23 protein-coding genes, 1 tRNA gene and 1 pseudogene are annotated in these 20,199 nt (G+C 56.6%); 14 read left to right on the top strand and 11 right to left on the bottom strand.

The window, feature by feature from the left end; all coding sequences use genetic code 11:
- Nucleotides 1–17: 17 nt before the first annotated feature.
- Both ACR0MP_RS14955 and ACR0MP_RS14960 read right to left on the bottom strand, forming a co-directional pair.
- Nucleotides 18–93 (bottom strand) — tRNA-Ala (locus ACR0MP_RS14955).
- A 137-nt stretch (nucleotides 94–230) separates the two neighbouring features.
- Nucleotides 231–554, bottom strand: coding sequence for a TIGR02300 family protein (locus ACR0MP_RS14960; RefSeq protein WP_170402007.1), 324 nt, complete (start codon nucleotides 552–554; stop codon nucleotides 231–233).
- 100 nt (nucleotides 555–654) lie between these two features.
- Between ACR0MP_RS14960 and ACR0MP_RS14965 the strand changes: the two genes are divergently transcribed.
- The 3 genes from ACR0MP_RS14965 to ACR0MP_RS14975 all read left to right on the top strand — a co-directional run bounded on the left by ACR0MP_RS14965 (nucleotide 655) and on the right by ACR0MP_RS14975 (nucleotide 3,267).
- Nucleotides 655–1,347 carry a M48 family metallopeptidase gene (locus ACR0MP_RS14965; RefSeq protein ID WP_480615325.1) on the top strand — a complete coding sequence of 231 codons (693 nt, stop codon included), beginning with the start codon at nucleotides 655–657 and terminating at the stop codon, nucleotides 1,345–1,347.
- Nucleotides 1,348–1,377: 30 nt separating this feature from the next.
- Nucleotides 1,378–2,025 carry a GntR family transcriptional regulator gene (locus tag ACR0MP_RS14970; RefSeq protein WP_170395556.1) on the top strand — a complete coding sequence of 216 codons (648 nt, stop codon included), beginning with the start codon at nucleotides 1,378–1,380 and terminating at the stop codon, nucleotides 2,023–2,025.
- Between the two features lie 111 nt (nucleotides 2,026–2,136).
- Nucleotides 2,137–3,267 carry a lytic murein transglycosylase gene (locus tag ACR0MP_RS14975; protein WP_170401999.1) on the top strand — a complete coding sequence of 377 codons (1,131 nt, stop codon included), beginning with the start codon at nucleotides 2,137–2,139 and terminating at the stop codon, nucleotides 3,265–3,267.
- A gap of 4 nt (nucleotides 3,268–3,271) precedes the next feature.
- Here the strand turns inward: ACR0MP_RS14975 and ACR0MP_RS14980 are convergent, their stop codons facing one another.
- Entirely contained in the window at nucleotides 3,272–4,234 is a 963-nt protein-coding gene (locus ACR0MP_RS14980; protein ID WP_170395560.1) for an acetyl-CoA carboxylase carboxyltransferase subunit alpha, read from the bottom strand.
- A gap of 121 nt (nucleotides 4,235–4,355) precedes the next feature.
- Between ACR0MP_RS14980 and ACR0MP_RS14985 the strand changes: the two are divergent.
- A pseudogene (locus ACR0MP_RS14985) lies at nucleotides 4,356–5,189 on the top strand (AraC family transcriptional regulator).
- 1 nt (nucleotide 5,190) lies between these two features.
- On the opposite strand, the gene ACR0MP_RS14990 reads toward ACR0MP_RS14985, so the two are convergent.
- The gene (locus tag ACR0MP_RS14990; RefSeq protein WP_170401997.1) at nucleotides 5,191–5,787 is read right to left on the bottom strand and encodes a LysE family translocator; all 597 of its coding nucleotides are present in this window, start codon (nucleotides 5,785–5,787) and stop codon (nucleotides 5,191–5,193) included.
- A gap of 72 nt (nucleotides 5,788–5,859) precedes the next feature.
- On the opposite strand from ACR0MP_RS14990, the gene ACR0MP_RS14995 reads away from it, so the two are divergent.
- Nucleotides 5,860–6,312: an Lrp/AsnC family transcriptional regulator gene (locus ACR0MP_RS14995; protein WP_170401994.1), complete on the top strand. Its 453-nt coding sequence runs from the start codon at nucleotides 5,860–5,862 to the stop codon at nucleotides 6,310–6,312.
- Nucleotides 6,313–6,430: 118 nt separating this feature from the next.
- Nucleotides 6,431–7,009: a PA14 domain-containing protein gene (locus tag ACR0MP_RS15000; protein WP_170401991.1), complete on the top strand. Its 579-nt coding sequence runs from the start codon at nucleotides 6,431–6,433 to the stop codon at nucleotides 7,007–7,009.
- 38 nt (nucleotides 7,010–7,047) lie between these two features.
- On the opposite strand, the gene ACR0MP_RS15005 is transcribed toward ACR0MP_RS15000, so the two are convergent.
- A complete protein-coding gene (locus ACR0MP_RS15005; RefSeq protein WP_170513736.1) occupies nucleotides 7,048–8,010 on the bottom strand; it encodes an L-malyl-CoA/beta-methylmalyl-CoA lyase in 963 nt (320 codons plus the stop codon).
- Nucleotides 8,011–8,305: 295 nt separating this feature from the next.
- Here ACR0MP_RS15005 and dgcN point away from each other — a divergent pair, with 295 nt between their 5' ends.
- The 3 genes from dgcN (at nucleotide 8,306) to ACR0MP_RS15020 (ending at nucleotide 11,212) form a co-directional block, all read left to right on the top strand.
- Nucleotides 8,306–9,307, top strand: coding sequence for an N-acetyltransferase DgcN (gene dgcN / locus ACR0MP_RS15010; RefSeq protein ID WP_170401985.1), 1,002 nt, complete (start codon nucleotides 8,306–8,308; stop codon nucleotides 9,305–9,307).
- A gap of 68 nt (nucleotides 9,308–9,375) precedes the next feature.
- Nucleotides 9,376–10,341 (top strand): N-acetyl-D-Glu racemase DgcA, encoded by a 966-nt coding sequence (gene dgcA, locus ACR0MP_RS15015; RefSeq protein WP_170401982.1) that lies wholly within the window; start codon nucleotides 9,376–9,378, stop codon nucleotides 10,339–10,341.
- Nucleotides 10,342–10,351: 10 nt separating this feature from the next.
- Nucleotides 10,352–11,212, top strand: a complete 861-nt coding sequence (locus ACR0MP_RS15020) for a D-amino-acid transaminase (RefSeq protein ID WP_170395576.1) — start codon at nucleotides 10,352–10,354, stop codon at nucleotides 11,210–11,212.
- Nucleotides 11,213–11,257: 45 nt separating this feature from the next.
- Here the strand turns inward: ACR0MP_RS15020 and ACR0MP_RS15025 are convergent, their stop codons facing one another.
- The 3 genes from ACR0MP_RS15025 to ACR0MP_RS15035 all read right to left on the bottom strand — a co-directional run bounded on the left by ACR0MP_RS15025 (nucleotide 11,258) and on the right by ACR0MP_RS15035 (nucleotide 12,751).
- A complete protein-coding gene (locus tag ACR0MP_RS15025) occupies nucleotides 11,258–11,572 on the bottom strand; it encodes a DUF1244 domain-containing protein (protein ID WP_170401979.1) in 315 nt (104 codons plus the stop codon).
- Between the two features lie 114 nt (nucleotides 11,573–11,686).
- Nucleotides 11,687–11,926, bottom strand: a complete 240-nt coding sequence (locus ACR0MP_RS15030; RefSeq protein WP_170401976.1) for a DUF6868 family protein — start codon at nucleotides 11,924–11,926, stop codon at nucleotides 11,687–11,689.
- An 87-nt stretch (nucleotides 11,927–12,013) separates the two neighbouring features.
- Nucleotides 12,014–12,751 (bottom strand): N-formylglutamate amidohydrolase, encoded by a 738-nt coding sequence (locus tag ACR0MP_RS15035; protein WP_170512699.1) that lies wholly within the window; start codon nucleotides 12,749–12,751, stop codon nucleotides 12,014–12,016.
- Nucleotides 12,752–12,869: 118 nt separating this feature from the next.
- On the opposite strand from ACR0MP_RS15035, the gene pyk reads away from it, so the two are divergent.
- The 5 genes from pyk (at nucleotide 12,870) to rplT (ending at nucleotide 17,324) form a co-directional block, all read left to right on the top strand.
- Nucleotides 12,870–14,315 carry a pyruvate kinase gene (gene pyk, locus ACR0MP_RS15040; RefSeq protein WP_170395584.1) on the top strand — a complete coding sequence of 482 codons (1,446 nt, stop codon included), beginning with the start codon at nucleotides 12,870–12,872 and terminating at the stop codon, nucleotides 14,313–14,315.
- Nucleotides 14,316–14,558: 243 nt separating this feature from the next.
- Nucleotides 14,559–14,996: a universal stress protein gene (locus ACR0MP_RS15045; protein ID WP_170395586.1), complete on the top strand. Its 438-nt coding sequence runs from the start codon at nucleotides 14,559–14,561 to the stop codon at nucleotides 14,994–14,996.
- Between the two features lie 14 nt (nucleotides 14,997–15,010).
- Nucleotides 15,011–16,561: an alanine/glycine:cation symporter family protein gene (locus tag ACR0MP_RS15050; RefSeq protein WP_170395588.1), complete on the top strand. Its 1,551-nt coding sequence runs from the start codon at nucleotides 15,011–15,013 to the stop codon at nucleotides 16,559–16,561.
- 182 nt (nucleotides 16,562–16,743) lie between these two features.
- Nucleotides 16,744–16,944: a 50S ribosomal protein L35 gene (rpmI, locus tag ACR0MP_RS15055; RefSeq protein WP_010443552.1), complete on the top strand. Its 201-nt coding sequence runs from the start codon at nucleotides 16,744–16,746 to the stop codon at nucleotides 16,942–16,944.
- Nucleotides 16,945–16,958: 14 nt separating this feature from the next.
- The gene (gene rplT / locus ACR0MP_RS15060; protein ID WP_008756009.1) at nucleotides 16,959–17,324 is read left to right on the top strand and encodes a 50S ribosomal protein L20; all 366 of its coding nucleotides are present in this window, start codon (nucleotides 16,959–16,961) and stop codon (nucleotides 17,322–17,324) included.
- A gap of 927 nt (nucleotides 17,325–18,251) precedes the next feature.
- On the opposite strand, the gene ACR0MP_RS15065 is transcribed toward rplT, so the two are convergent.
- The 3 genes from ACR0MP_RS15065 to ACR0MP_RS15075 form a co-directional block, all read right to left on the bottom strand.
- Entirely contained in the window at nucleotides 18,252–19,349 is a 1,098-nt protein-coding gene (locus tag ACR0MP_RS15065; RefSeq protein WP_170401969.1) for a M56 family metallopeptidase, read from the bottom strand.
- Nucleotides 19,336–19,731, bottom strand: a complete 396-nt coding sequence (locus ACR0MP_RS15070; RefSeq protein ID WP_008759241.1) for a BlaI/MecI/CopY family transcriptional regulator — start codon at nucleotides 19,729–19,731, stop codon at nucleotides 19,336–19,338. Before ACR0MP_RS15070 ends, ACR0MP_RS15065 begins: the two co-directional genes overlap by 14 nt.
- Nucleotides 19,732–19,797: 66 nt before the next feature.
- Nucleotides 19,798–20,199, bottom strand: coding sequence for a DUF2160 domain-containing protein (locus tag ACR0MP_RS15075; protein WP_170401966.1), 402 nt, complete (start codon nucleotides 20,197–20,199; stop codon nucleotides 19,798–19,800).

Below are 20,199 nucleotides of genomic sequence, written 5' to 3' on the forward strand. Positions count from 1 at the left end.
GTTGTATTGTTAGGTTTTGGTGGAGCCTAGGGGAGTCGAACCCCTGACCTCTTGCATGCCATGCAAGCGCTCTCCCAACTGAGCTAAGGCCCCATAAATGTACCGTCGTAACGGTGGACGGACGTTTATGAGACGCCGTCGATGAGTGCAAGTCCTAAAATCGGAATCCGCAAAAAATTCAGACCGACCTCGCAGGCCGGGTCGAGGCGGCGGGGCCGCCTCGGGATCCATCAGTTTTCGTCTTCTGACGACATGTCCTTTATATCGTCTAGTGAAACGTTGTCGCCGTCGTCATCGTCGTCCAGCAGATCGTCATCCAATTCGACATCGACATTATCGTCATCATCCAAAACGATGTCTTCGTCCGACGACGCTTCGCGCGCCTTGACCGATGCGGCATCTTCAGCATCCGCGGCGATCATCCGGCTTTTTCCGGTATCCAGCTCCACGACCTCGCCCGTATAGGGGCTGACGATCGGGTCCTTGTTCAGGTCGTAAAACCGTTTGCCGGTTGTCGGGCAGACACGCTTTACGCCCCATTCTTCCTTGGGCATATCAAATCCCCTTGATATCAGGTGAATCTCATCAATGATTCAGGTCACCTGCCACATGCGGCAGGCACTGTCAAAGCCTTTGCGCAAAGGAGGCCCACCCATGGGGCGACACGCATTGCCCGGAACACCTCCGGTGCCGCTGACACTGCGCAGATCGGCGCGCGCACGGCGGATCAGTTTGCGAATTTCCCAATTGGATGGACGGGTTACGCTGACCTACCCGACAGGGGTGGCTGAAGCCGAAGCGCTGAATTTCGCACAGCAGAAAGAGGGCTGGATCCGCGGGCACCTGCAGGATCGACCCAGCATTGAAGCAGTTGGCGTAGGGCAGTTCATTCCGATCGAGGGTACGGCGCGGCGAATCGTTCCTGCATCGGGGCGGAGGGTCTTGCTGAGTGGCGATGCGATCGGGGTTCCGCCCGGTGCCGAAGCACGGCGACTAGCGCGGTTTCTAAAAGAGCTTGCCCGCGATCGTCTGACCGGTGCGTGCGATGATTACGCGGCGATGCTGGGGCGGTCGTACAGTAGCCTTACTTTGCGCGATACGCGTTCGCGCTGGGGGTCGTGCAGTTCTGCGGGCGGGTTGATGTTCTCGTGGCGGTTGATCCTCGCCCCGACAGAGGTTCTCCATTATGTGGCCGCGCATGAAGTGGCGCATCTTGCCGAAATGAACCACTCACCTGCGTTCTGGGCGCAGGTCGAGCGTATTTTTGGCCCTTACAAAGAACCACGCCGCTGGCTGCGAGACAACGGGGCTGAACTGCACAGATATCGCTTCGACTCCGTCGCTTGACCTCAGCGCGATTTGTGATCACATAAACTCATGTTAACCTCACGCCCCGCCGAGTCTCATACGGCAACCCATGATCGCGTTTATCGCGCCCTCAGATCCCGCATCATGCATGGAGAGATTGCCCCGGGGCAGGCGTTGACGCTGCGCGGGATTGGCAAGGAATTCGGTGTGTCGATGACTCCCGCGCGCGAGGCGGTGCGACGTCTGGCGGCAGAAGGTGCTTTGTTCCTGTCCACCTCCGGTCGGGTATCAACGCCGGAACTCACGCGCGATCGGATCGAAGAGCTGGCGGCGCTGCGCGCGCTGCTTGAGGTTGAACTGGCCAGCCGGGCCCTGCCGCGCGCGCATATGGCGCTGATTGACCGGTTGCAAAGCATCAACATGGCAGTAGCCGAGATGGTCACGAAACGCGATGCAGTGGGATATATCCGTGCAAATCTGGAATTTCACCGCACGCTGTATCTACGCGCACAGGCCCCCGCGATGCTTGCCATGGCCGAAACTGTCTGGCTGCAGCTGGGTCCCACGATGCGTGCCCTATACGGTCGGTTGCGGAGGACCGAGCCACCGCACTACCATCGTCTGATCATCGCAGCGCTCAAGGCCGGGGATGAGCCTGGATTGCGACTAGCAGTGCGTTCGGATGTGACCCAGGGCTTGCGGCTGCTTGTGACCTGAGCGGCTTGTTGCCCATCTTCCAATTCAGTTGATTTCGGATGTCGCTTTGCTGGCTTGAGCGACCGGGCTGCGCTATTCTGAACGCAAATCACAACAAGAGCAGATTTAACTATGATTAATCGAAGAGTGTTTTCCTTAGGGCTTGGTTCAACCCTGTTGGCGGCCTGTTCCACAGGCACCGCACCCAACAGTGCTCCGGCTTCGCGGATGCGTGCGGTTCCGAACGCAGGATGGGATGCCTGGGTGGCCAGTTTCAAAAACCGGGCAGCGTCACAGGGCATTTCACAGACGACCCTTAGCCGAGCGTTTCAAGGCGCAGGATATCTACCCGACGTGATCGAACGCGATCGCAATCAGGTCGAATTCAAACGCTCGCTTGAGGATTATCTGGCGATTGCTGCCTCGGATGAACGGATCAGCACTGGCAAGCAAATGCTTGTGCGGCATGCAGGAACCCTGTCGCAGATCGAAGCCCAATACGGTGTCGACAAGGAGGTCGTCGTGGCTGTTTGGGGCCTGGAAAGCCGTTATGGTGCACGGCGCGGCGATGTGCCGGTGATCTCGGCAACGTCGACTCTGGCCTATGACGGGCGGCGCGGAGCGTTTTTTGAGAAGCAACTGGTGGCAGCGCTGAAGATAATTCAAGAGGGCGATACGACCCCGGCTAACATGACCGGCAGCTGGGCCGGAGCGATGGGCCACACACAGTTCATTCCGACGTCTTACCTTGCTTATGCGGTCGATTTCACCGGCGACGGGCGGCGCGATATCTGGTCCGATGACCCAGCAGATTCACTTGCGTCAACGGCGGCTTATCTGGCACGTGCCGGTTGGGTGCGAGGGCAGCCTTGGGGCGGTGAAGTCGGCACGGTTTCGGGCACGCCGGCGGCAGTGCTGCAACCGCAGACGCCCGGCCCACGTATTGCTGTGTTCCGCAATTTTCAGGTGATCAAGCGCTACAACAATTCGGACAGCTACGCGATCGGCGTAGGTCATCTTTCTGATCGCATTGCTGGCGGCGCGCCGTTCCAAGCGTCATTCGGGCCGGATGCGACCGGTTTGACGCTGGAGGATCGTAAAGAACTGCAGCGCCGCCTGACATCCGCGGGCTATGACACACAAGGCGCAGATGGTGTTATCGGCAAGAATACTGAGGCGGCAATTAGCGCCTACCAGCGCGCCAACGGGTTGTCCGTGACTGGCCAGCCTTCGGTGGCTCTGTTGCAGCGGTTGGGTGGCTGACGGGTTAAGCCGCCAGCCCTTTCGAACCGATATCCAGGAACTTCTGACGGCGGTCCTTGATCAGGGCTGCCGCGTCTTTCCCATCAAGCTCTTCCAGCATCGAGGCAATTGCAGACCGCACGGCTTCGACCGCCGCCGGGCGGTTGCGATGTGCACCGCCCTTGGGCTCGGTAATGATGTGGTCACAAACGCCCAGCTTGTGCAGATCCTGAGCGGTAAGGCGCAACGCCTCGGCGGCCTCGCGCATCTTCTCGGCATCTTTCCACAGGATCGACGCGCAGCCTTCGGGCGAAATCACCGAGTAGACCGAATGCTCCAGCATCGCTACGCGGTTCGCAGTCGCAAAGGCGACCGCGCCACCCGAACCACCTTCGCCGATGATTACGGACACCAAAGGAACGCCAATCTTTAGGCACATCTCGGTTGAGCGCGCGATCGCCTCGGACTGGCCACGTTCTTCCGCCCCCTTGCCGGGATAGGCCCCAGCTGTATCGATCAAGGTGATTACCGGCAGGCCAAAGCGGCCTGCCATTTCCATCAGGCGCACAGCCTTGCGATAGCCCTCGGGGCGGGCCATGCCGAAATTGCGTTCAATCCGCGATTTGGTATCGCTGCCTTTTTCGTGGCCAATCACCATGACGGGTTGATCGTTGAACCGCGCCAGACCGCCAATTACCGCCAGATCGTCGGCAAAGTTCCGGTCACCTGCCAGTGGGGTGAATTCGGTAAACAGCGCATCCACGTAATCGTTGCAGTGTGGACGTTCAGGATGACGCGCCACCTGACATTTCCGCCATGGGGTCAGATCGGCATACAGCTCGTCCAGAAGCTTGGCGGCCTTGGCATCCAGCGCGGCGGCCTCTTCCGTCACATCCATTTCTTCATTGGCACGGGCCAGCGCGCGCAGCTCTTCAGCTTTGCCTTCGATCTCGGCCAGCGGTTTTTCGAAATCCAGATACTGGGTCATGACGCCTCTCAACGCGGAAGTTCCCTGCTATATGACCAAAGGTGGTCCGGGATGCAACTCAGCAAGATTTGTGGTCGCGGAATATGCGACCACGGACGGGCAAAGAGAAGGAAGGATACCGATGGCCGCTAGCTACAAAGATCGCGTGTTGCGCGTGTTGGCCTACATCCATGATCACCCCGCCGGGGATCTGTCGCTGGATGCTTTGGCCGAGGTCGCAGCCATGTCGCGGTTTCACAGGCATCGCGTGTTTCGCGCCATTACTGGCGAGACCTGCGCGTAGGCCACCCGTCGGATACGCCTGCACCGTGCCGCCTGCTGGCTGGTGCAAACAGACAGACCGGTTACGCGGATCGCGACCGACATTGGCTATCCGAACCAAAAATCCTTTGCGCGGGGCTTTTCCGAGGCCTACGGCAGCAGCCCCACCGCGTTTCGACGTGCGGGGCAAATACTGCCGGCCCATCCAATGTTCAAAACCGGAGGATATCCGATGCATCCCGTAACAACCCGAACCGAACCGTCCCGCCGAGTCATAGCGCTGCCACATAAAGGGGCGTATGCCGAGATTGGCCGCAGCTTTGAGGCCTTTGGTGCCCTGTGCGAATCCCGCAAGCTGTGGCCGCAAGTCGGCCCGATGATCGGGCTGTATCTCGACAGTCCGGACGATGTGCCCGAGGATGATTTACGCAGTTTTGCAGATGCTGAATTCTGCGGTGATGATACGCCCGAGGGGATGGAAGACCTTGAAATTCCGGGTGGCAAAACAGCGGTGCTGACCTTCAAGGGCCCTTATTCCGGCCTTCACGGCGCGTATCAGACATTATTTGGCAATTGGTTGCCCGAGTCTGGCGAAGAACCTGCGGACCATCCGTGTTATGAGATCTATCTCAACGATCCACGAGAAACGGCCCCTGAGGATCTGTTGACAGAAATTTGCCTGCCGCTCAGGTAACCTAATTCGGCCACAGCACCGGATAGAGCGAGGCCACAAGCAGGGCCGCCATCGTCCAGTTGAATGCCAGCAATCGGTGCGGGTTCGTCAGGATTCGCGCCATTTGCTGTCCAAGAACCGTCCAGGTGCTGACCGAGGGCAGGTTGATGGCTCCGAACACCAGCGCGACCAGCAGAATCGCGTTGATCGTTTGGTCGGGCGCATAGGCGGCTGTCGCGGTCAGCGCCATCGCCCAGGCTTTTGGGTTGACCCATTGGAAGGCTGCAGCTTGCAGAAACGTCATCGGGGTGCCCGCAGCATCGGCACCTTTAGCGGGCGCTGCATGCGCGATTTTCCATGCCAGATACAGCAGATACAGAACCGAAAGAACTTTCAACACGGTATGACTAATCGGATACCGGTCAAAGACCTGAACCAGCCCCGCCCCCACCAGAAGCACCATAAAGGTGAAGCCCAAACCGATACCCAGCATATGCGGGATCGTGCGGCGAAAGCCGAAATTCGCACCTGATGCCATCAGCATAAGGTTGTTGGGGCCTGGAGTGATTGACGAGACAAAAGCAAACGCGATCAGGGCCATCAGGATATCGTAGGTCATGGCTGCATTTTCTCGCTGAACCCGGCAAATGAAATTGCGTATTCGTGCGTTCAAAGGTTAATGTTGCAATAAATGGCGAAGATTGATCAGATCAACCAACATATATTGCAAGAGCTTTCGCGGGACGGTCGCATCAGCAACCTCGATCTTGCCGAGCGGGTGGGCCTGTCCCCATCCGCTTGCTTGCGCCGGGTGCAGGAGCTTGAGCGGGCAGGGGTCATTTCCGGCTACCGAGCGGTGCTGAACCCGGCGGCGCTGGGGGTGGGTTTCGTTGCCTATATCGGCGTTGGTTTGGGCGAGCACACAAAAGCGGCGCAGGAAGGGTTCGAAAGGGCCTTGCAACAAGCGCCCGAAGTGGTGGAATGTCACAACATCACCGGCACGATCGAATACCTGTTACGGGTCGAATGTGCCGATCTGCCTTCCTACAAAACCTTCCACACCGAGGTGCTGGGTACACTGCCGCATGTGACCTCGATCACCTCATATGTTGTGATGGGATCGCCCAAGGATATGCGTGCGTGACCATTAAAAAGTGATTTTTAACCATCTTGCGAGGTCAAAGTTCAGCGCCTAGTGTCATCTCAACAGGATCGTCGGCAGGGATTAACCCCGAAGCAGGCGCAAATTCAGGGAGTAGACCATGACATTTTTCCGCACCGGAGCGCTGGTGGCTGCCTTGGCAATGTTTGCCGGCGCTGCGACAGCAGCACCTTTGAAGTTACAGCCAGCTAGCCCTCAGCCCAGCCCAAAAGCCGGCTTGAATGTAAAATACAGTTGGGAAGGTAACCCGCCTCGCAAAATCCAGAACCTCTCGAAGGTCAATCATCTATTGAAGAAGGCAAAGCCGGGTCAGCCCCTCCGAGGTTTGGACTACAGAGACACGAACGAAGGTGATCCTGTCCTGACCTACAATCAGGCGTTCAATGTTGCCGCGGAAATCAGTGGGTATATCCGCTTTGATTCACCCGGTGTTTACGAGCTTGAGACCTGGTCGAACGATGGGATTGACGCCTGGGTCGGCGGTCAGCAGATCGGTTATGTCAACGGCCGTCAGGGCTGCGAAGCCAACCAACGCACCGAGGTCGAGGTGCCGCAGGCGGGTTGGTATCCAATCAAAATCAAGTATTTTCAGAAATACGGTACCTCGTGCCTGATGATGAAATCAGGAAAGAAGGGTGAGCGTTTAACATGGACACCAAACAATGTATTTGGACGCTGATCAGATCGATTGGGGCGCTCAGCTGAGCGCCTTTTTTCTTAGCTACCCGCCGCGATTAATTCTGCCTGCGCCACAATAACCTCGGCTTGCTTAATCGAAGCGATATCGACCAAACGCCCTTTGTAGACCGTCGCGCCTTCACCGTTGGCTTTTGCCTGTTCCATGGCGGCCAGAATCTCGCGCGCTTCGGACACTGCTTCATCCGACGGTGTGAAGACCTGATTGGCCAATGCGATTTGCTTGGGGTGGATGGCCCATTTGCCGACCATCCCCAGCGTGGCAGACCGTTTGGCCTGCGCGACATAGCCCTCATCGTCGGAGAAATCGCCAAACGGGCCGTCGACAGGCAGCACGCCATGAGTCCTGCAAGCGGCGACAATTGCGGCCTGCGCCCAGTGCCACGGATCGGACCAGTGCTTCTCACCCTCGCGCAGCATATAGTAGTTTTCCTGCGTACCCCCGATGCCGGTTGTCTGCATGCCCATTGAGGCTGCAAAATCTGCGGCGCCAAGGCTCATGGCCTGCAGGCGCGGGGATGAGGCTGCGATTTCTTCGACATGCGCCAGTCCGGCGGCAGATTCGATGATCACTTCGAATGAAATTGGCTTGGTTCGGCCCTTGGCACGCTCGATTGCGGTAACCAGCGCGTCCACGGCATAGACATCGGCCGCGCAGCCTACTTTGGGGATCATGATCTGATCCAGACGGTCGCCTGCCTGTTCCAGCACATCAACCACGTCACGGTACCAATAGGGTGTATCCAGCCCATTGATCCGAACCGACATGTATTTATTGCCCCAATCGACTGTGTTCAGCGCCTCGATTACGTTAGCGCGAGCGGTATCCTTGTCGGAAGGAGCCACCGAATCTTCTAGATCCAGATTAATGACGTCTGCAGCTGATGCAGCCATCTTGGGAAATAGCTTGGTGTTCGAGCCCGGGCCAAACAGTTGGCAGCGATTGGGCCGGGCCGGAGCGGCAGGTTGGATGCGGAAGCTCATTTGGACCTCATGAGAGTAAGGAAATTGCGTTTAGGGTTGGTCATGGGATATTAAATTGCGCAATGCTGCGCAAGCGTGATTGTGCATATGCGGCAATGCGTATGCAGCATGATTGAAGATACTGGCAAAATGGGGTGCTTAAAGTTTGATCAGTTTAAAAACTTCGAACAATCTTGTGCAAGAAGGCCCAAATACGCAAAAACTTCCCGCTGTGGGCGGGCAGGCAAGAAGAATTTGAGAAACCCTCGTCAAAACGGTTCTCTAGCTTAAGCCAGAATCAAAGGAGTGCACCGCAATGATCGAGACACCGTACCTGTTGTTTTTGGGCGATGCGCCCGACTTGTTGGCGGCCAAAGTGGCCATTGGTATCCGCGACTGGCGTCCTGAGAATGCAGTGGGTCAAATAAGGCTGGATGGTTGCAAGACTGATTTGGGTCTTACCGAAATGACACTTGCCGAAGGTAAAGCTGCTGGTGCCAAGACTCTTGTCATTGGTGTTGCCAACCGAGGTGGGGTCATTAGTGAGGCCTGGAAAGAGGTTCTGATCGCAGCACTGGAGATGGGTTATGATCTGGCGTCGGGCCTGCACAACCTGCTGCGCGACGAAGGCGATCTGGTTGCTGCGGCACAGACTCACGGCTGCACATTGCACGACGTCCGTGTGCCTACCGTAGGATATCCTATCGCAAACGGCCGCAAGCGTACTGGTAAGCGGTGCCTGGCCGTTGGAACCGACTGCTCTGCCGGCAAGATGTACACTGCGATGTCCATGGACGCTGAAATGCGCGAACGCGGCATGAAATCCACCTTCCGGGCCACCGGTCAGACCGGAATTCTGGTCACGGGTCAAGGCGTCCCGCTGGATGCGGTTATCGCCGATTTCATGGCGGGATCCGTTGAGTATTTGACACCAGACAATGATCCGGATCACTGGGATCACATCGAAGGGCAGGGCTCGTTGTTCCATGTGTCCTATTCTGGCGTCACCATGGCGCTGATTCATGGCGGTCAGCCCGACGCGCTGATCCTGTGCCACGAGCCGACCCGGACCCATATGCGAGGATTGCCTGAGTATTCGCTGCCGACGCTGGAGCAGTTGCGCGACACAGCACTGCCGCTGGCGCGTGTTGCTAACCCGGAATGTCAGGTTGCGGGCGTGTCGATCAACACCCAGCATCTGAGCGAAGACGACGCACACGCATACATCGCCAAGGTTGAGACCGAGATGGGTATCCCAGCAACCGATCCTTACCGGTTTGGTGCCGGTAAACTGGTGGATGCGTTGGCCGCACTGTGATCTAAGCAGGTTGCCGATCGCCCCTTGCTGTCGGCAACAGACATCACTTTCGATGAAAGGTTGAACGCGTGCAGATTGACGTTTCCCGCGATGTATTTCGGCTGGCGCAGGTATTCACTATCTCGCGCGGCTCACGGACTGAGGCAAAGGTCCTGACGGTTCGGATCTCGGATGGTGTGCATCATGGTTGGGGCGAGTGCGTGCCCTATGCGCGCTATGACGAAACGCTGGATTCAGTCGAGGCCGAGATTGCCGGCCTGCCCGACGTATTCTCTCGCTATTCCCTGATGGATCTGCTGCCTGCCGGCGCGGCTCGGAATGCAGTGGATTGCGCGCTTTGGGACCTTGAGGCGAAACGCTCCGGCAAACGGGCGTGGGAGCTGGCGGAACTTGCCGCACCGGGGCCTGAAGTTACGGCCTATACTCTTTCCCTGGACACTCCCGAGGCAATGCAGGCACAGGCGGCAGAAAATGCGTTCCGACCCTTGTTGAAGATCAAACTTGGTACACCGGACGACATGCCCCGGCTTGAGGCCGTGCGGGCTGGTGCGCCGGAGTCCAAAATCATTATCGACGCCAATGAGGGTTGGTCTGCTGAAGTGTACGCCGATCTTGCGCCGCATCTTGTGCGACTGGGCGTTGCTCTGGTTGAACAACCTCTGCCAGCCGGTGAGGATGATGCACTGATCGGCATGGATCGTCCGGTGCCGGTATGTGCCGACGAATCCTGTCACGATCGGGCCAGCTTGCCTGCGCTAAAAGGCAAATATGATGTGGTGAACATCAAACTCGACAAGACCGGCGGTCTGACCGAGGCGCTCGAACTGCGCAAGGCCGCGCTGGCCGAGGGCTATGGCATCATGGTCGGATGCATGGTTGGAAGTTCGCTGGCCATGGCACCTGCAACGCTGGTCGCGCAGGGTGCGATGGTGACGGACCTTGACGGACCGCTTTTGTTGGCAGAAGACCGCGACACACCCCTGATTTTTGATGACGCCGGAGTGCATCCGCCCAAAGCGGCACTTTGGGGCTGAGGAGAAGAACATGACCCGCACCGTTTATGTGAATGGCGAATACCTGCCTGAAACCGAGGCAAGCGTCTCGATCTTTGATCGAGGTTTCCTGTTTGCAGACGCCGTCTACGAAGTGACCAGTGTGCTGGATGGTAAGCTGGTCGATTTCGAAGGCCACGCGGTGCGGCTGAAACGCTCGCTGGACGAGTTACAGATGGCTGAACCCTGCAGCAAAGAAGAACTTCTGGAAATCCATCGCAAACTGGTCGAGCTGAACGACATCGAAGAAGGTCTGATCTATCTACAGGTTTCGCGCGGCAGTGACGGCGACCGGGATTTTGTGTTTCCGTCAGCGGATACCAAGCCTACGCTTGTTCTGTTCACGCAGAATAAGCCAGGTCTGGCCGACAGCCCCGCGTCGAAGAAAGGGGCCAAGGTTATTTCGATCGACGACATCCGATGGGGCCGCCGCGATATCAAAACCGTACAGTTGCTGTATCCGTCCATGGGCAAGATGATGGCGAAAGCGGCTGGCTGTGACGATGCCTGGTTGGTTGAAGACGGCTATGTCACCGAAGGCACCAGCAACAACGCCTATTTCGTCAAGAACGGCAAGATCGTCACCCGCCCGCTGTCCAACGACATTCTGCACGGCATCACCCGCAAGGCGGTTCTGCGCATGGCAGCCGAGGCGCAGATGGAGATTGAGGAGCGCCTGTTCACCATCGACGAGGCGAAAGAGGCGGATGAGGCCTTCACCACTTCGGCCAGCGCTTTTGTCATGCCGGTGGTTGAGATTGATGGCGTGGCACTGGGTGATGGCACGCCGGGCCCGATTGCCAAACGCCTTCGCGAGATCTATCTGGACGAAAGCCGAAAGGCTGCAATCTAAACCAAATGCCCGCCAGTATGGCGGGCATTTTTCGTTTTCGGGGCGTCAGCCTTTTTTTGTGACGTTCTCTTCAAACGCGACCTTGAAGGCGGCTTGTTTCTCGGCGTTCGCTTCGGTCTGGTAGTTGGCCTTCCACTCATCCATGGTCATGCCATAGAAAATCTCGCGCGCTTCGTTTTTGTCCATGTTGATGCCCTTGGCATTGGCTGCTTCCTGATACCAGCGGGACAGGCAATTGCGGCAGAACCCGGTCAGATTCATCATATCGATGTTCTGTACGTCGGTGCGATCCTGCATCAGATGCTGCTGCAAACGGCGAAACGCTGCGGCCTGAAGTTCGATTTCAGTTTGCTTGTCCATTGTCGGGCTCCGAATGATTGTCTTGCGATCTGGACCTGACCTAGCAATCCGTGGGCCATGTTACAACGAACAGGAAGGGGCCTAAGGCCCCTTGGAACGTCAGGTTTGGATGCTTTATGCCAGTTTGAGGGCCAGCCACGGCACAAGGCAAAAAATGATTGTCAGGATTTTGTAGTTCGCAAGATATCTGAAATAGGCCCTCTTTACGTCGGCCCGCTCCATTTGGAACATTCTGCCATGCACGCCTGCAATCCAGTCCTGCATGATGAGGATCATAAGTGTGCTGAACAACAAAACAGCGATGTTAAGGGCGGTCATCCAGCCGAAGACAGTTGTCAGGAATTCCTGAGTCATGGTCGTCTCCTTTCCCTTAATATATGGGTGTCAGTACATTGGCTCACAATATTTCGAGGATCGGAAGCGGCATGAAGTGACCTTACGTCATAGTCCGCTATCGTTCAGTGCATCCTGCAGAATAACGGCCAATCGTTCGGCCCAGCTGCGTTGCCCGTCATGATCCGCAATCAGATCATTACGCAGCTCGATCAGTGCATTAGGACGGCCGAAACTGCTGCAATGCTTGTCGATCGCATCGCCGGGTAGCACACCTGTATAGGGTTCATTTACCCCAACGCACAGATCATCCTCGGCGTTCAACCGGTTGATCAGCGGGCGCGAGAACCGCTCATCCGGTGTGTGCAAGACGCCGATGTGCCACGGCCGAGGATCGCGGCCACGGAGCTGGCGCGTAAAGGAATGCATCGAGATGATGACCGCATGCGGCAGGGCTGCAAGCTCTGCCAGCGCATCGTGATAGGGCCGGTAGCACATGGTCAGACGACGCTCACGCTCGGTCGCATCTGCGTGTCGGTTACCGGGGATGATCGAGCCGTCATAGAGCTTCATCAACAGCGTCGGATCGTCCTCGCCCCGGTTGGGGTCAATCACGAGGCGCGAGAAGTTGGCTGCGATTACGGGGGCGTTCAGAACCTCACCCAGATGCTTTGAGACCTCGTAGGCGCCCACGTCATAAGCGATATGGCGTTCCATATCTTCGCGCGGCAGGCCCAGGTCTCCGCCGCTGATTTCGGGCGGCACCATGTTGGTTGCATGGTCGCAAGTAATCAGCCAACGCGACGGGCGATCCGCGCCGTGAACAAAAAACGGAGAGTATGTCATGAGCCTGTCATCTTGTTTGTCGCAGGTGTAGGACAGTTGCGTTGGAAAGGGAATTGCGCAATAAGCAGCCTGAGCAATGTTTGCGGTAACATTTACGCGTTTGAGGAGAGCCTGATCAATGCGACGCCTGAGAAATGTGAAAATCGTGGCGACGCTGGGACCGGCGTCCAATGACTATGACACCATCCGTGCGCTGCATGAGGCCGGGGCCGATGTATTCCGGCTGAACATGAGCCATGGCAGCCACGATGAGATTCGCGAGAGGCACCGTATAATCCGGCAGATCGAAAAGGATCTGGAAAGCCCGATCGCGATTCTGGCTGATCTGCAGGGGCCAAAGCTGCGCGTTGGCGTGTTTGCAAATGATGCGGAAGAACTGGAGGAGGGCGCCGCATTCCGTCTGGATCTTGATCCGGCAGCCGGGGATATCACCCGGGTCTGCCTGCCACATCCCGAAATTTTTGCCGCATTGGAGCCAGGTGCGCGCCTACTGGTCAATGACGGAAAGATTCGTCTGATCGTGCAGGATTGCGGTCAGGATTTTGCACATTGCACGGTCGAAGTCGGTGGCACGATTTCGAACCGCAAGGGTGTGAACGTGCCTGACGTGGTGCTGCCATTGGCAGCGCTGTCGGCCAAGGATCGCGACGATCTGGAATTTGTCTGCCAACTGGGTGTGGACTGGTTGGCGCTGAGCTTCGTTCAGCGTGCCAAGGATGTGTTCGAGGCGCGCGCACTGGCGGATGGCCGAGCATCGATCTTGTCCAAGATCGAAAAACCTGCTGCGGTCGAAGCTTTTGACGATATCCTTGACGCCTCAGACGGGATCATGGTTGCGCGGGGTGATCTGGGCGTCGAACTGCCTGTTTCGGCAGTCCCCCCGATCCAAAAACGTCTGGTGCGTAAATGCCGTACAGCCGCGAAGCCTGTGATTGTCGCAACCCAGATGCTGGAAAGCATGATCGAAAGCCCAATGCCCACACGGGCCGAGGTTTCGGACGTGGCCACCGCGATCTACGAGGGTACCGATGCAATCATGCTGAGTGCTGAATCGGCTGCTGGTTCTTATCCCATCGAGGCGGTTCAGACGATGAACAAGGTTGCCATCGAAGTTGAAGCTGACCCAACCTACACTCAGATTATTGCCGCGTCGCGTACCGCCAAGGGTACGACCATCGCTGATGGTATCGTGGCTGCGGCACGTGAGATTGCCGAAAAGACTGACATCAAAGCCATCTGCTGCTTCACTCAAAGCGGGACCACCGCCTTGCTCACCGCCCGTGAGCGTCCCGGTGTGCCTATCATCGCAATGACCCCCGCCACTGGCACCGCCCGCAGGCTTTGCCTGAGCTGGGGTTGTCATTGCGTCTTAACCCCTGAACAAGAGCGGTTCAAAGGTGCGGTCGTCAGCGCCGCTCGCGCCGCCCGTTCGGGTGGTTTCGCCGCTGAGACTGATCAGATTGTGGTCACCGCCGGCGTCCCTTTCAATGTTCCTGGCACCACCAACATCTTACGTATCGCCCCTTGTGATGAACGGCTGATCTACAACACTGATCCGGGCTAAGCCCGGATCACCACTACTAATTTCAGTTTGATACCAGGCGTATGCCTAATATTTGGGCATATAATAATATTTATTTACAGTGTCTTAGAAGTTTGAGGGTTGTATCCAGCAATAATCTCTCTGTTTTTGCGTGTTTTTTCGGGATACTTGCCCTTAGGGCGGTCTACTCAAGCAAGTTCCAGGTTCCGGCTGCCCTGCCGGGGGCGAGGGCCCCGGCCAAAGCAACAATAACGGAGGAACGGCATGACAACGAAAATTGTCATAGGACTGGACGGGACAGAAACCGGAGAACGCGCGATCGCCTTTGCCAAAGACTTGGCCGGGCGTATCGGTTCATGCGAGCTTCTGGCGGTTTACGTCATCGAATGGTCTCCTTTCACATTCCAGACACCAGAAGAGAACGCCCTGCGGCACAAACGGCGCGAAGAAGAGGTTGCGTTAGCTACGTCACGGATCATCGAGCCAGCGGTCGAAGCGTTGAAGGCTGCAGGATTCGAGGCGCGCGGCATCGTCCGTCACGGAGATGTGGCGGAAACGCTGAATGCAATCACGGTTGAAAACGGTGGCTCCCAGATCGTTGTGGGTCGGGCCTCGGCAGATGGGTTTAAAAAACGCCTGTTTGGCAGTTCGACCCAGAACCTTGTCATGCACGCCGATGTTCCGGTTACGGTCGTGAACTGAGGGGAGAGATTATGATGAATATTCAGAACAAACTGAGTCTGGCAGCACTTGCCGCTCTGGTTGCGAGCCCCGCTGCCGCACAGGAGGCGGTCGGGTTGGACGATAAAATCAACCAGGCCTTTGCTGATTTCACCGGGCCTTTCGTCAGCTTTATTTTTGCCCCGTTTCCGGGCACCGGGTTCCCTTGGATCGTGGGTTGGCTGGTGATCGCCGCGACCGTCTTCACGCTTTATTTTGCCTTTGTACAATTGCGTTTCTTCGGTCATGCGATCAGCCTTGTGAAAGGTGACTATTCTGATCCCAATGATGCGGGTGAAGTTAGCCACTTTCAGGCGCTGGCAACGGCGCTGTCCGGTACAGTTGGCCTCGGTAATATTGCTGGTGTTGCGGTCGCCGTCGGTATCGGCGGGCCAGGTGCAACTTTTTGGATGATTGTCGCGGGCCTGTTGGGCATGGCCTCGAAATTCACCGAATGTACGCTGGGTGTAAAGTACCGCAACGAATATGATGACGGCACCGTTTCTGGTGGTCCAATGTATTATATGTCGAAAGGGTTCAACGAACTGGGCCTGCCGGGCGGTAAAATTCTGGCCGTTCTGTTCTCGATCTTCTGCATCCTTGGCGCGCTTGGTGGGGGCAATATGTTCCAGGCCAATCAAGCACATCAGCAGATCGCAGGCATCGTCGGAGATTACCCGGGCTGGATCACTGGCCTGGTCTTTGCAGGCATCGTCTTTGCAGTGATCGTGGGCGGCCTGAAATCCATCGCGCGCGTGACTGAGAAAGTCGTTCCTTTCATGGGCGTGATGTATGTGGCCGCGGCGCTGGTGATCATCCTGATGAACGCGGATCAGATCGGTTGGGCCTTTGGCCAGATCTTCGCAGGAGCCTTCACCGGTCTTGGTGTTGCTGGCGGTATGGTCGGCGCATTGATCCAGGGTTTCCGGCGTGCGGCGTTCTCGAACGAAGCGGGCGTTGGTTCAGCGGCGATTGCCCACTCGGCGGTTCGCACCAAAGAACCGATCACCGAAGGGTTCGTGTCGCTGCTGGAGCCGTTCATTGATACGGTTGTGATCTGTACCATGACCGCGTTGGTGATCATCATCACGCAGCAGCTGATCGTCGATCCGGAGACCGGAAACTATATGCTGAACGAAGCCGGTAATGCCATCGCAACGGTTGACGGAAACTCGGGCGTCAGCCTGACTTCAGCCGCCTTTGGCAGCGCGTTCAGTTGGTTCCCTTACGTTTTGGCAATCGCAGTAGTTCTGTTTGCCTTCTCGACCATGATCAGCTGGTCCTACTACGGCCTCAAGGCCTGGACCTACCTGTTCGGTGAGGGTCACACCAAGGAACTGGTGTTCAAGGTCATCTTCTGCATCTTCGTAGTCATCGGTGCAGCGGCTAACCTTGGCCCCGTTATCGACTTCTCGGATGCGGCGATCTTTGCCATGGCGGTTGTGAACGTCTTCGCGCTCTACTTCCTGATGAAAGTGGTACGTCAGGAACTGGCATCTTATGCAGAGCGTTTGAAGAGCGGTGAAATCCGCAAATTCGAACATTAATCCAAACCTCCGGGGCGGCGCGCGTCGCCCCGGTGCCTAGCCAGCCTGCAAAAAGCGCAGATTCTGGCCCAAACCCCCTTGCCAGTATGACCGAACTTGCGTAAACGGCGCTTCTGATCGCGTGACCGGCCGAGATGGCATGCCGAGTCGCGTCTGAAACCGAACCCCGAAAGGAGACGGAAATGCCTAAGATGAAGACAAAGTCGAGCGCCAAAAAGCGCTTTAAGGTGACTGCGACCGGTAAGGTCCTTGCTGGCCAGGCCGGCAAACGGCACGGCATGATCAAGCGGACCAAGAAATTCATCCGCGACGCCCGTGGCAACACCACCCTGTCCGCCCCCGACGCCAAGATCGTCAAGGGCTACATGCCCTACGACCGCTAAGAGGAGATTAAGAGATGTCCCGCGTTAAAGGTGGAACCGTAACTCACGCCCGTCACAAGAAGGTCATCAAGGCTGCCAAAGGTTACTATGGCCGCCGCAAGAGCACCTTCAAGGTTGCCCGTCAGGCCGTAGACAAGGCCAACCAGTACGCAACCCGCGACCGCAAGAACCGCAAGCGCAACTTCCGCGCGCTGTGGATCCAGCGTATCAACGCCGCTGTCCGTTCGCATGACGAGGCACTGACATATTCCCGCTTCATTAACGGCCTGAACCTGGCCGGTATCGAAGTGGACCGCAAAGTTCTGGCCGACCTGGCTGTGCACGAACCGGAAGCGTTCGGCGCGATCGTCGCCAAAGCACAGGCCGCGCTGGCTGCCTGAACCTCTTTCGAGAGACAGTGAATGAAAGGCCGTCCCAGTTGGGACGGTCTTTTCTTGTTTTCAGAATGGGTGTCAAGTTCGTTAGCATGCGAGGTTTAGCTTTCCAGGGCGACGATATAGATACCCCAAATGGCTGATCGCTGACCCCGCCTACAATGGCAACGGCGGTAGGATGCGATACCTTCGTTAGGTTCCAATTAGGCGCTGTGACTACTTGACTGCTTCGCTCCCAAAATCAGATGAGATGCGAAAATGTGCAGTGAAGAAAAGAACGACCTGGGCGTAATCGATTTGTATATGACCGGCTTCAATTGAGGCGATAAGGCACTTCTGATGATGGCATTCCATCCGTGATTTGTGCAGTCAGGGCTGATAGAAGGCGAACTTCAATGGAACAGCGCTGAGAAGTTCGCGGGTTTCTGAGTAGAAGCTGCTTCGCATCCCAAGGGTTCAGCCCCGACAGGCAAATCAAATCATCGAATGTTTCCGGCGCAACTGCGGGCGCGGTTGTCCACGATCAATTGGGACAACAAAGGTTTACAACACACTCACTCTGCTGAATGACCGGGTACGCTGGCAGATCGTCTTCGGGGCGTTTCAATGGCTCGCATAGCGGATAAGAAGGCGTTGTAAGGGCTCTCTGCCAAACTTGGAACGTTCACAGCACCGAAGTATAACCAGACCTTGATTTAGAAATGGCGATGCTGCGTTGTAGCAGGTTGGAATGGCATAAATTGCTATCGAATCGTTCTCGGTCGATCAATATCGAGCAACGCGGACGCCAGCGTTAAAGCCGCTGACAGCGATACCTCAAAACCAGACTTATTGAAAATCAGCAGCACTTTAGCGCAGAATCTGTGACTAACTTGCTAGCAGTAACCGCAAGTGTAACCCCCCCAGCCCGCATTGGACATACACTACGGCCAGTTAATTCCCCTGATTACGAGCTTCCAGCCGTTCAAGGTTTACAACCGTCGAAAGCATAAGACGATCATGGCTCCAATCCTGAGTTTGACGAACCGAGGCCGAACCAATTGCAAGCACAACAACAAGGGAAAGCGCCGACCCAACGAAAATAGCCGACAATTGGGTCGTCGTCACTGGTGCATCGGTCAGGGCGATCACACGCTGTCGCAGAACATGCTTTGCTTTCGGCCCGTTAACCAAGGCCACATGAAGAATGCGAGGGCTTTTTAGCTTAACCGATCGTGTGCAGTAGTCCAGTAAACAGGCGGTATAGTCGGTCGCGTCAATCCCTTTACGCGAGACGACAGACTGATCGCAGGCCAATTCGCGAAGCCGGTCAAACTGATGCTTCATAGCCAGATAGGCCGGGTTCCAGAACAGCAACGGGCGTAAAAGCTCGAAACCCAGTTCCCATTCCACGTCCAATGCGCGGATGTGCTGAAACTCGTGCGCCAGAGCAAAGCGCAGATCGCGTGGCGAGTTCAGTAGATGGCTGGGCAAAACAACGTGGCGGCGACGAAGGCCGCGTACTGCAAAGGGTACGGTCACGCGATCCGAAAGACGAATGTCCACTTTGGCCGATTGTCGCCATAGAAAGCTGGAGCTTACAGCGTTGCGAATTGCAAGCGCGTTGAGGGCAACCCGAATTGCCAGAACAGCCGCCACCAAAACCAGTGTAATCAACGCACAAGTCACAAAAACAGAGCCGCCTGACATGACATGATCAACCCAGCGTTCGCGCGTGTTAAGAAGGGTTTCGAACTGCGCAGCCGGCATTGCGATTTCGCCGCGCAAATAGGCTGCCACTGCGATATCCCCCAGCGCAACAACCCGTCCGGGCCATACCTGAGCAACAAAACCCGAAACACCCATCGCCAGAACCGGGCTGAGCATAACGCCGATGCAGAGTATCTTGAGCGAACGAAGCTGAGCAACAAAGCCGTACCGCATGGGCGTCAGCGCAAGGCCTCCGCGCACGGCCAGCCAGATCAGCGCCGACAATCCAAGCACTATGTTGAACTCGAGAAACGCATCGAGAACCGGTTTAACCGCTGTCATTTTGCAGTCTCCTCTCTACCAGTGCTCGAATCTCCTCTAGATCATCTTCTGTCAGCCCCTCATCATCGACCAGCCTTGCCACCAGAGTTGCGGGCGTGTCGTCAAACAGGGTCCGGGACAAATTCTGCAACGACCGCGACTGATACCTGTCTTTCTCCAGAAGGGGTCTGTAGATCAGCGACTTGCCGTTCTTCTCGCTTTCGACAAAGCCCTTTTCATCAAGAATACGCAAAATTGTGGCTCCGGAAGTGTAGGCCAGATTGCGATCAGGTGGCAGGCGATCAAGGACTTCACGGACCGAGCCCTGACCAAGCGCCCAGAGTTCGTTCATGAACTCAAGTTCCACGTCGGTCAGAAGATTTGTTGTCTTTTTCTTTCGCATCGATCTCGGTGTCGCCATTATTTAGTATGCCTGACAGACAAGCATCCTTTCGCTGTTTCTCAAAGCTTAAACTTTCCAGAAGACGAAGACGCCCCAACCGATGGACAGGAAAAGAGGCGTCCATACAGGTTGGCCTACCAGCCCAAGCCAGGCAAGGAAGATATAGGTCGAGCCGAGCAGTGTTATGAACAACCGATCGCCTAACGTGGTTGTCAGACCAAGTACACCGCGACGTTCAAGGCCGTCGCGGAACTTGAACCCTTCCAATAGTCCAATTAATGCGATGGCCGCGAAGATACCCACGAATACCGCCAACGTCGCCGGGGTCCAGGCCATCCAGAAATCAGGCCAAAGAGGGGCGGTCCACGAGAATCCCTTTTCCTCTTGCTGGCCAACATTGCCCCATCCGGCTTGCTGGGCGAATGCCATCGAAGGCAGGAAGGGGAGGGTGAGAAGAAGTCTACGCAT

It is taken from the genome of Ruegeria sp. K3 (assembly GCF_056531845.1).

What these genes read in the sequence shown, in the direction of transcription:
- ACR0MP_RS14960 (WP_170402007.1), bottom strand. Translation starts at nt 554, where the DNA reads ATGCCCAAGGAAGAATGGGGCGTAAAGCGTGTCTGCCCGACAACCGGC.
- ACR0MP_RS14965 (WP_480615325.1), top strand. Translation starts at nt 655, where the DNA reads ATGGGGCGACACGCATTGCCCGGAACACCTCCGGTGCCGCTGACACTG.
- ACR0MP_RS14970 (WP_170395556.1), top strand. Translation starts at nt 1,378, where the DNA reads ATGTTAACCTCACGCCCCGCCGAGTCTCATACGGCAACCCATGATCGC.
- ACR0MP_RS14975 (WP_170401999.1), top strand. Translation starts at nt 2,137, where the DNA reads ATGATTAATCGAAGAGTGTTTTCCTTAGGGCTTGGTTCAACCCTGTTG.
- ACR0MP_RS14980 (WP_170395560.1), bottom strand. Translation starts at nt 4,234, where the DNA reads ATGACCCAGTATCTGGATTTCGAAAAACCGCTGGCCGAGATCGAAGGC.
- ACR0MP_RS14990 (WP_170401997.1), bottom strand. Translation starts at nt 5,787, where the DNA reads ATGACCTACGATATCCTGATGGCCCTGATCGCGTTTGCTTTTGTCTCG.
- ACR0MP_RS14995 (WP_170401994.1), top strand. Translation starts at nt 5,860, where the DNA reads ATGGCGAAGATTGATCAGATCAACCAACATATATTGCAAGAGCTTTCG.
- ACR0MP_RS15000 (WP_170401991.1), top strand. Translation starts at nt 6,431, where the DNA reads ATGACATTTTTCCGCACCGGAGCGCTGGTGGCTGCCTTGGCAATGTTT.
- ACR0MP_RS15005 (WP_170513736.1), bottom strand. Translation starts at nt 8,010, where the DNA reads ATGAGCTTCCGCATCCAACCTGCCGCTCCGGCCCGGCCCAATCGCTGC.
- dgcN (WP_170401985.1), top strand. Translation starts at nt 8,306, where the DNA reads ATGATCGAGACACCGTACCTGTTGTTTTTGGGCGATGCGCCCGACTTG.
- ACR0MP_RS15020 (WP_170395576.1), top strand. Translation starts at nt 10,352, where the DNA reads ATGACCCGCACCGTTTATGTGAATGGCGAATACCTGCCTGAAACCGAG.
- ACR0MP_RS15025 (WP_170401979.1), bottom strand. Translation starts at nt 11,572, where the DNA reads ATGGACAAGCAAACTGAAATCGAACTTCAGGCCGCAGCGTTTCGCCGT.
- ACR0MP_RS15030 (WP_170401976.1), bottom strand. Translation starts at nt 11,926, where the DNA reads ATGACTCAGGAATTCCTGACAACTGTCTTCGGCTGGATGACCGCCCTT.
- ACR0MP_RS15035 (WP_170512699.1), bottom strand. Translation starts at nt 12,751, where the DNA reads ATGACATACTCTCCGTTTTTTGTTCACGGCGCGGATCGCCCGTCGCGT.
- pyk (WP_170395584.1), top strand. Translation starts at nt 12,870, where the DNA reads ATGCGACGCCTGAGAAATGTGAAAATCGTGGCGACGCTGGGACCGGCG.
- ACR0MP_RS15045 (WP_170395586.1), top strand. Translation starts at nt 14,559, where the DNA reads ATGACAACGAAAATTGTCATAGGACTGGACGGGACAGAAACCGGAGAA.
- ACR0MP_RS15050 (WP_170395588.1), top strand. Translation starts at nt 15,011, where the DNA reads ATGAATATTCAGAACAAACTGAGTCTGGCAGCACTTGCCGCTCTGGTT.
- rpmI (WP_010443552.1), top strand. Translation starts at nt 16,744, where the DNA reads ATGCCTAAGATGAAGACAAAGTCGAGCGCCAAAAAGCGCTTTAAGGTG.
- rplT (WP_008756009.1), top strand. Translation starts at nt 16,959, where the DNA reads ATGTCCCGCGTTAAAGGTGGAACCGTAACTCACGCCCGTCACAAGAAG.
- ACR0MP_RS15065 (WP_170401969.1), bottom strand. Translation starts at nt 19,349, where the DNA reads ATGACAGCGGTTAAACCGGTTCTCGATGCGTTTCTCGAGTTCAACATA.
- ACR0MP_RS15070 (WP_008759241.1), bottom strand. Translation starts at nt 19,731, where the DNA reads ATGCGAAAGAAAAAGACAACAAATCTTCTGACCGACGTGGAACTTGAG.
- ACR0MP_RS15075 (WP_170401966.1), bottom strand. Translation starts at nt 20,199, where the DNA reads ATGCGTAGACTTCTTCTCACCCTCCCCTTCCTGCCTTCGATGGCATTC.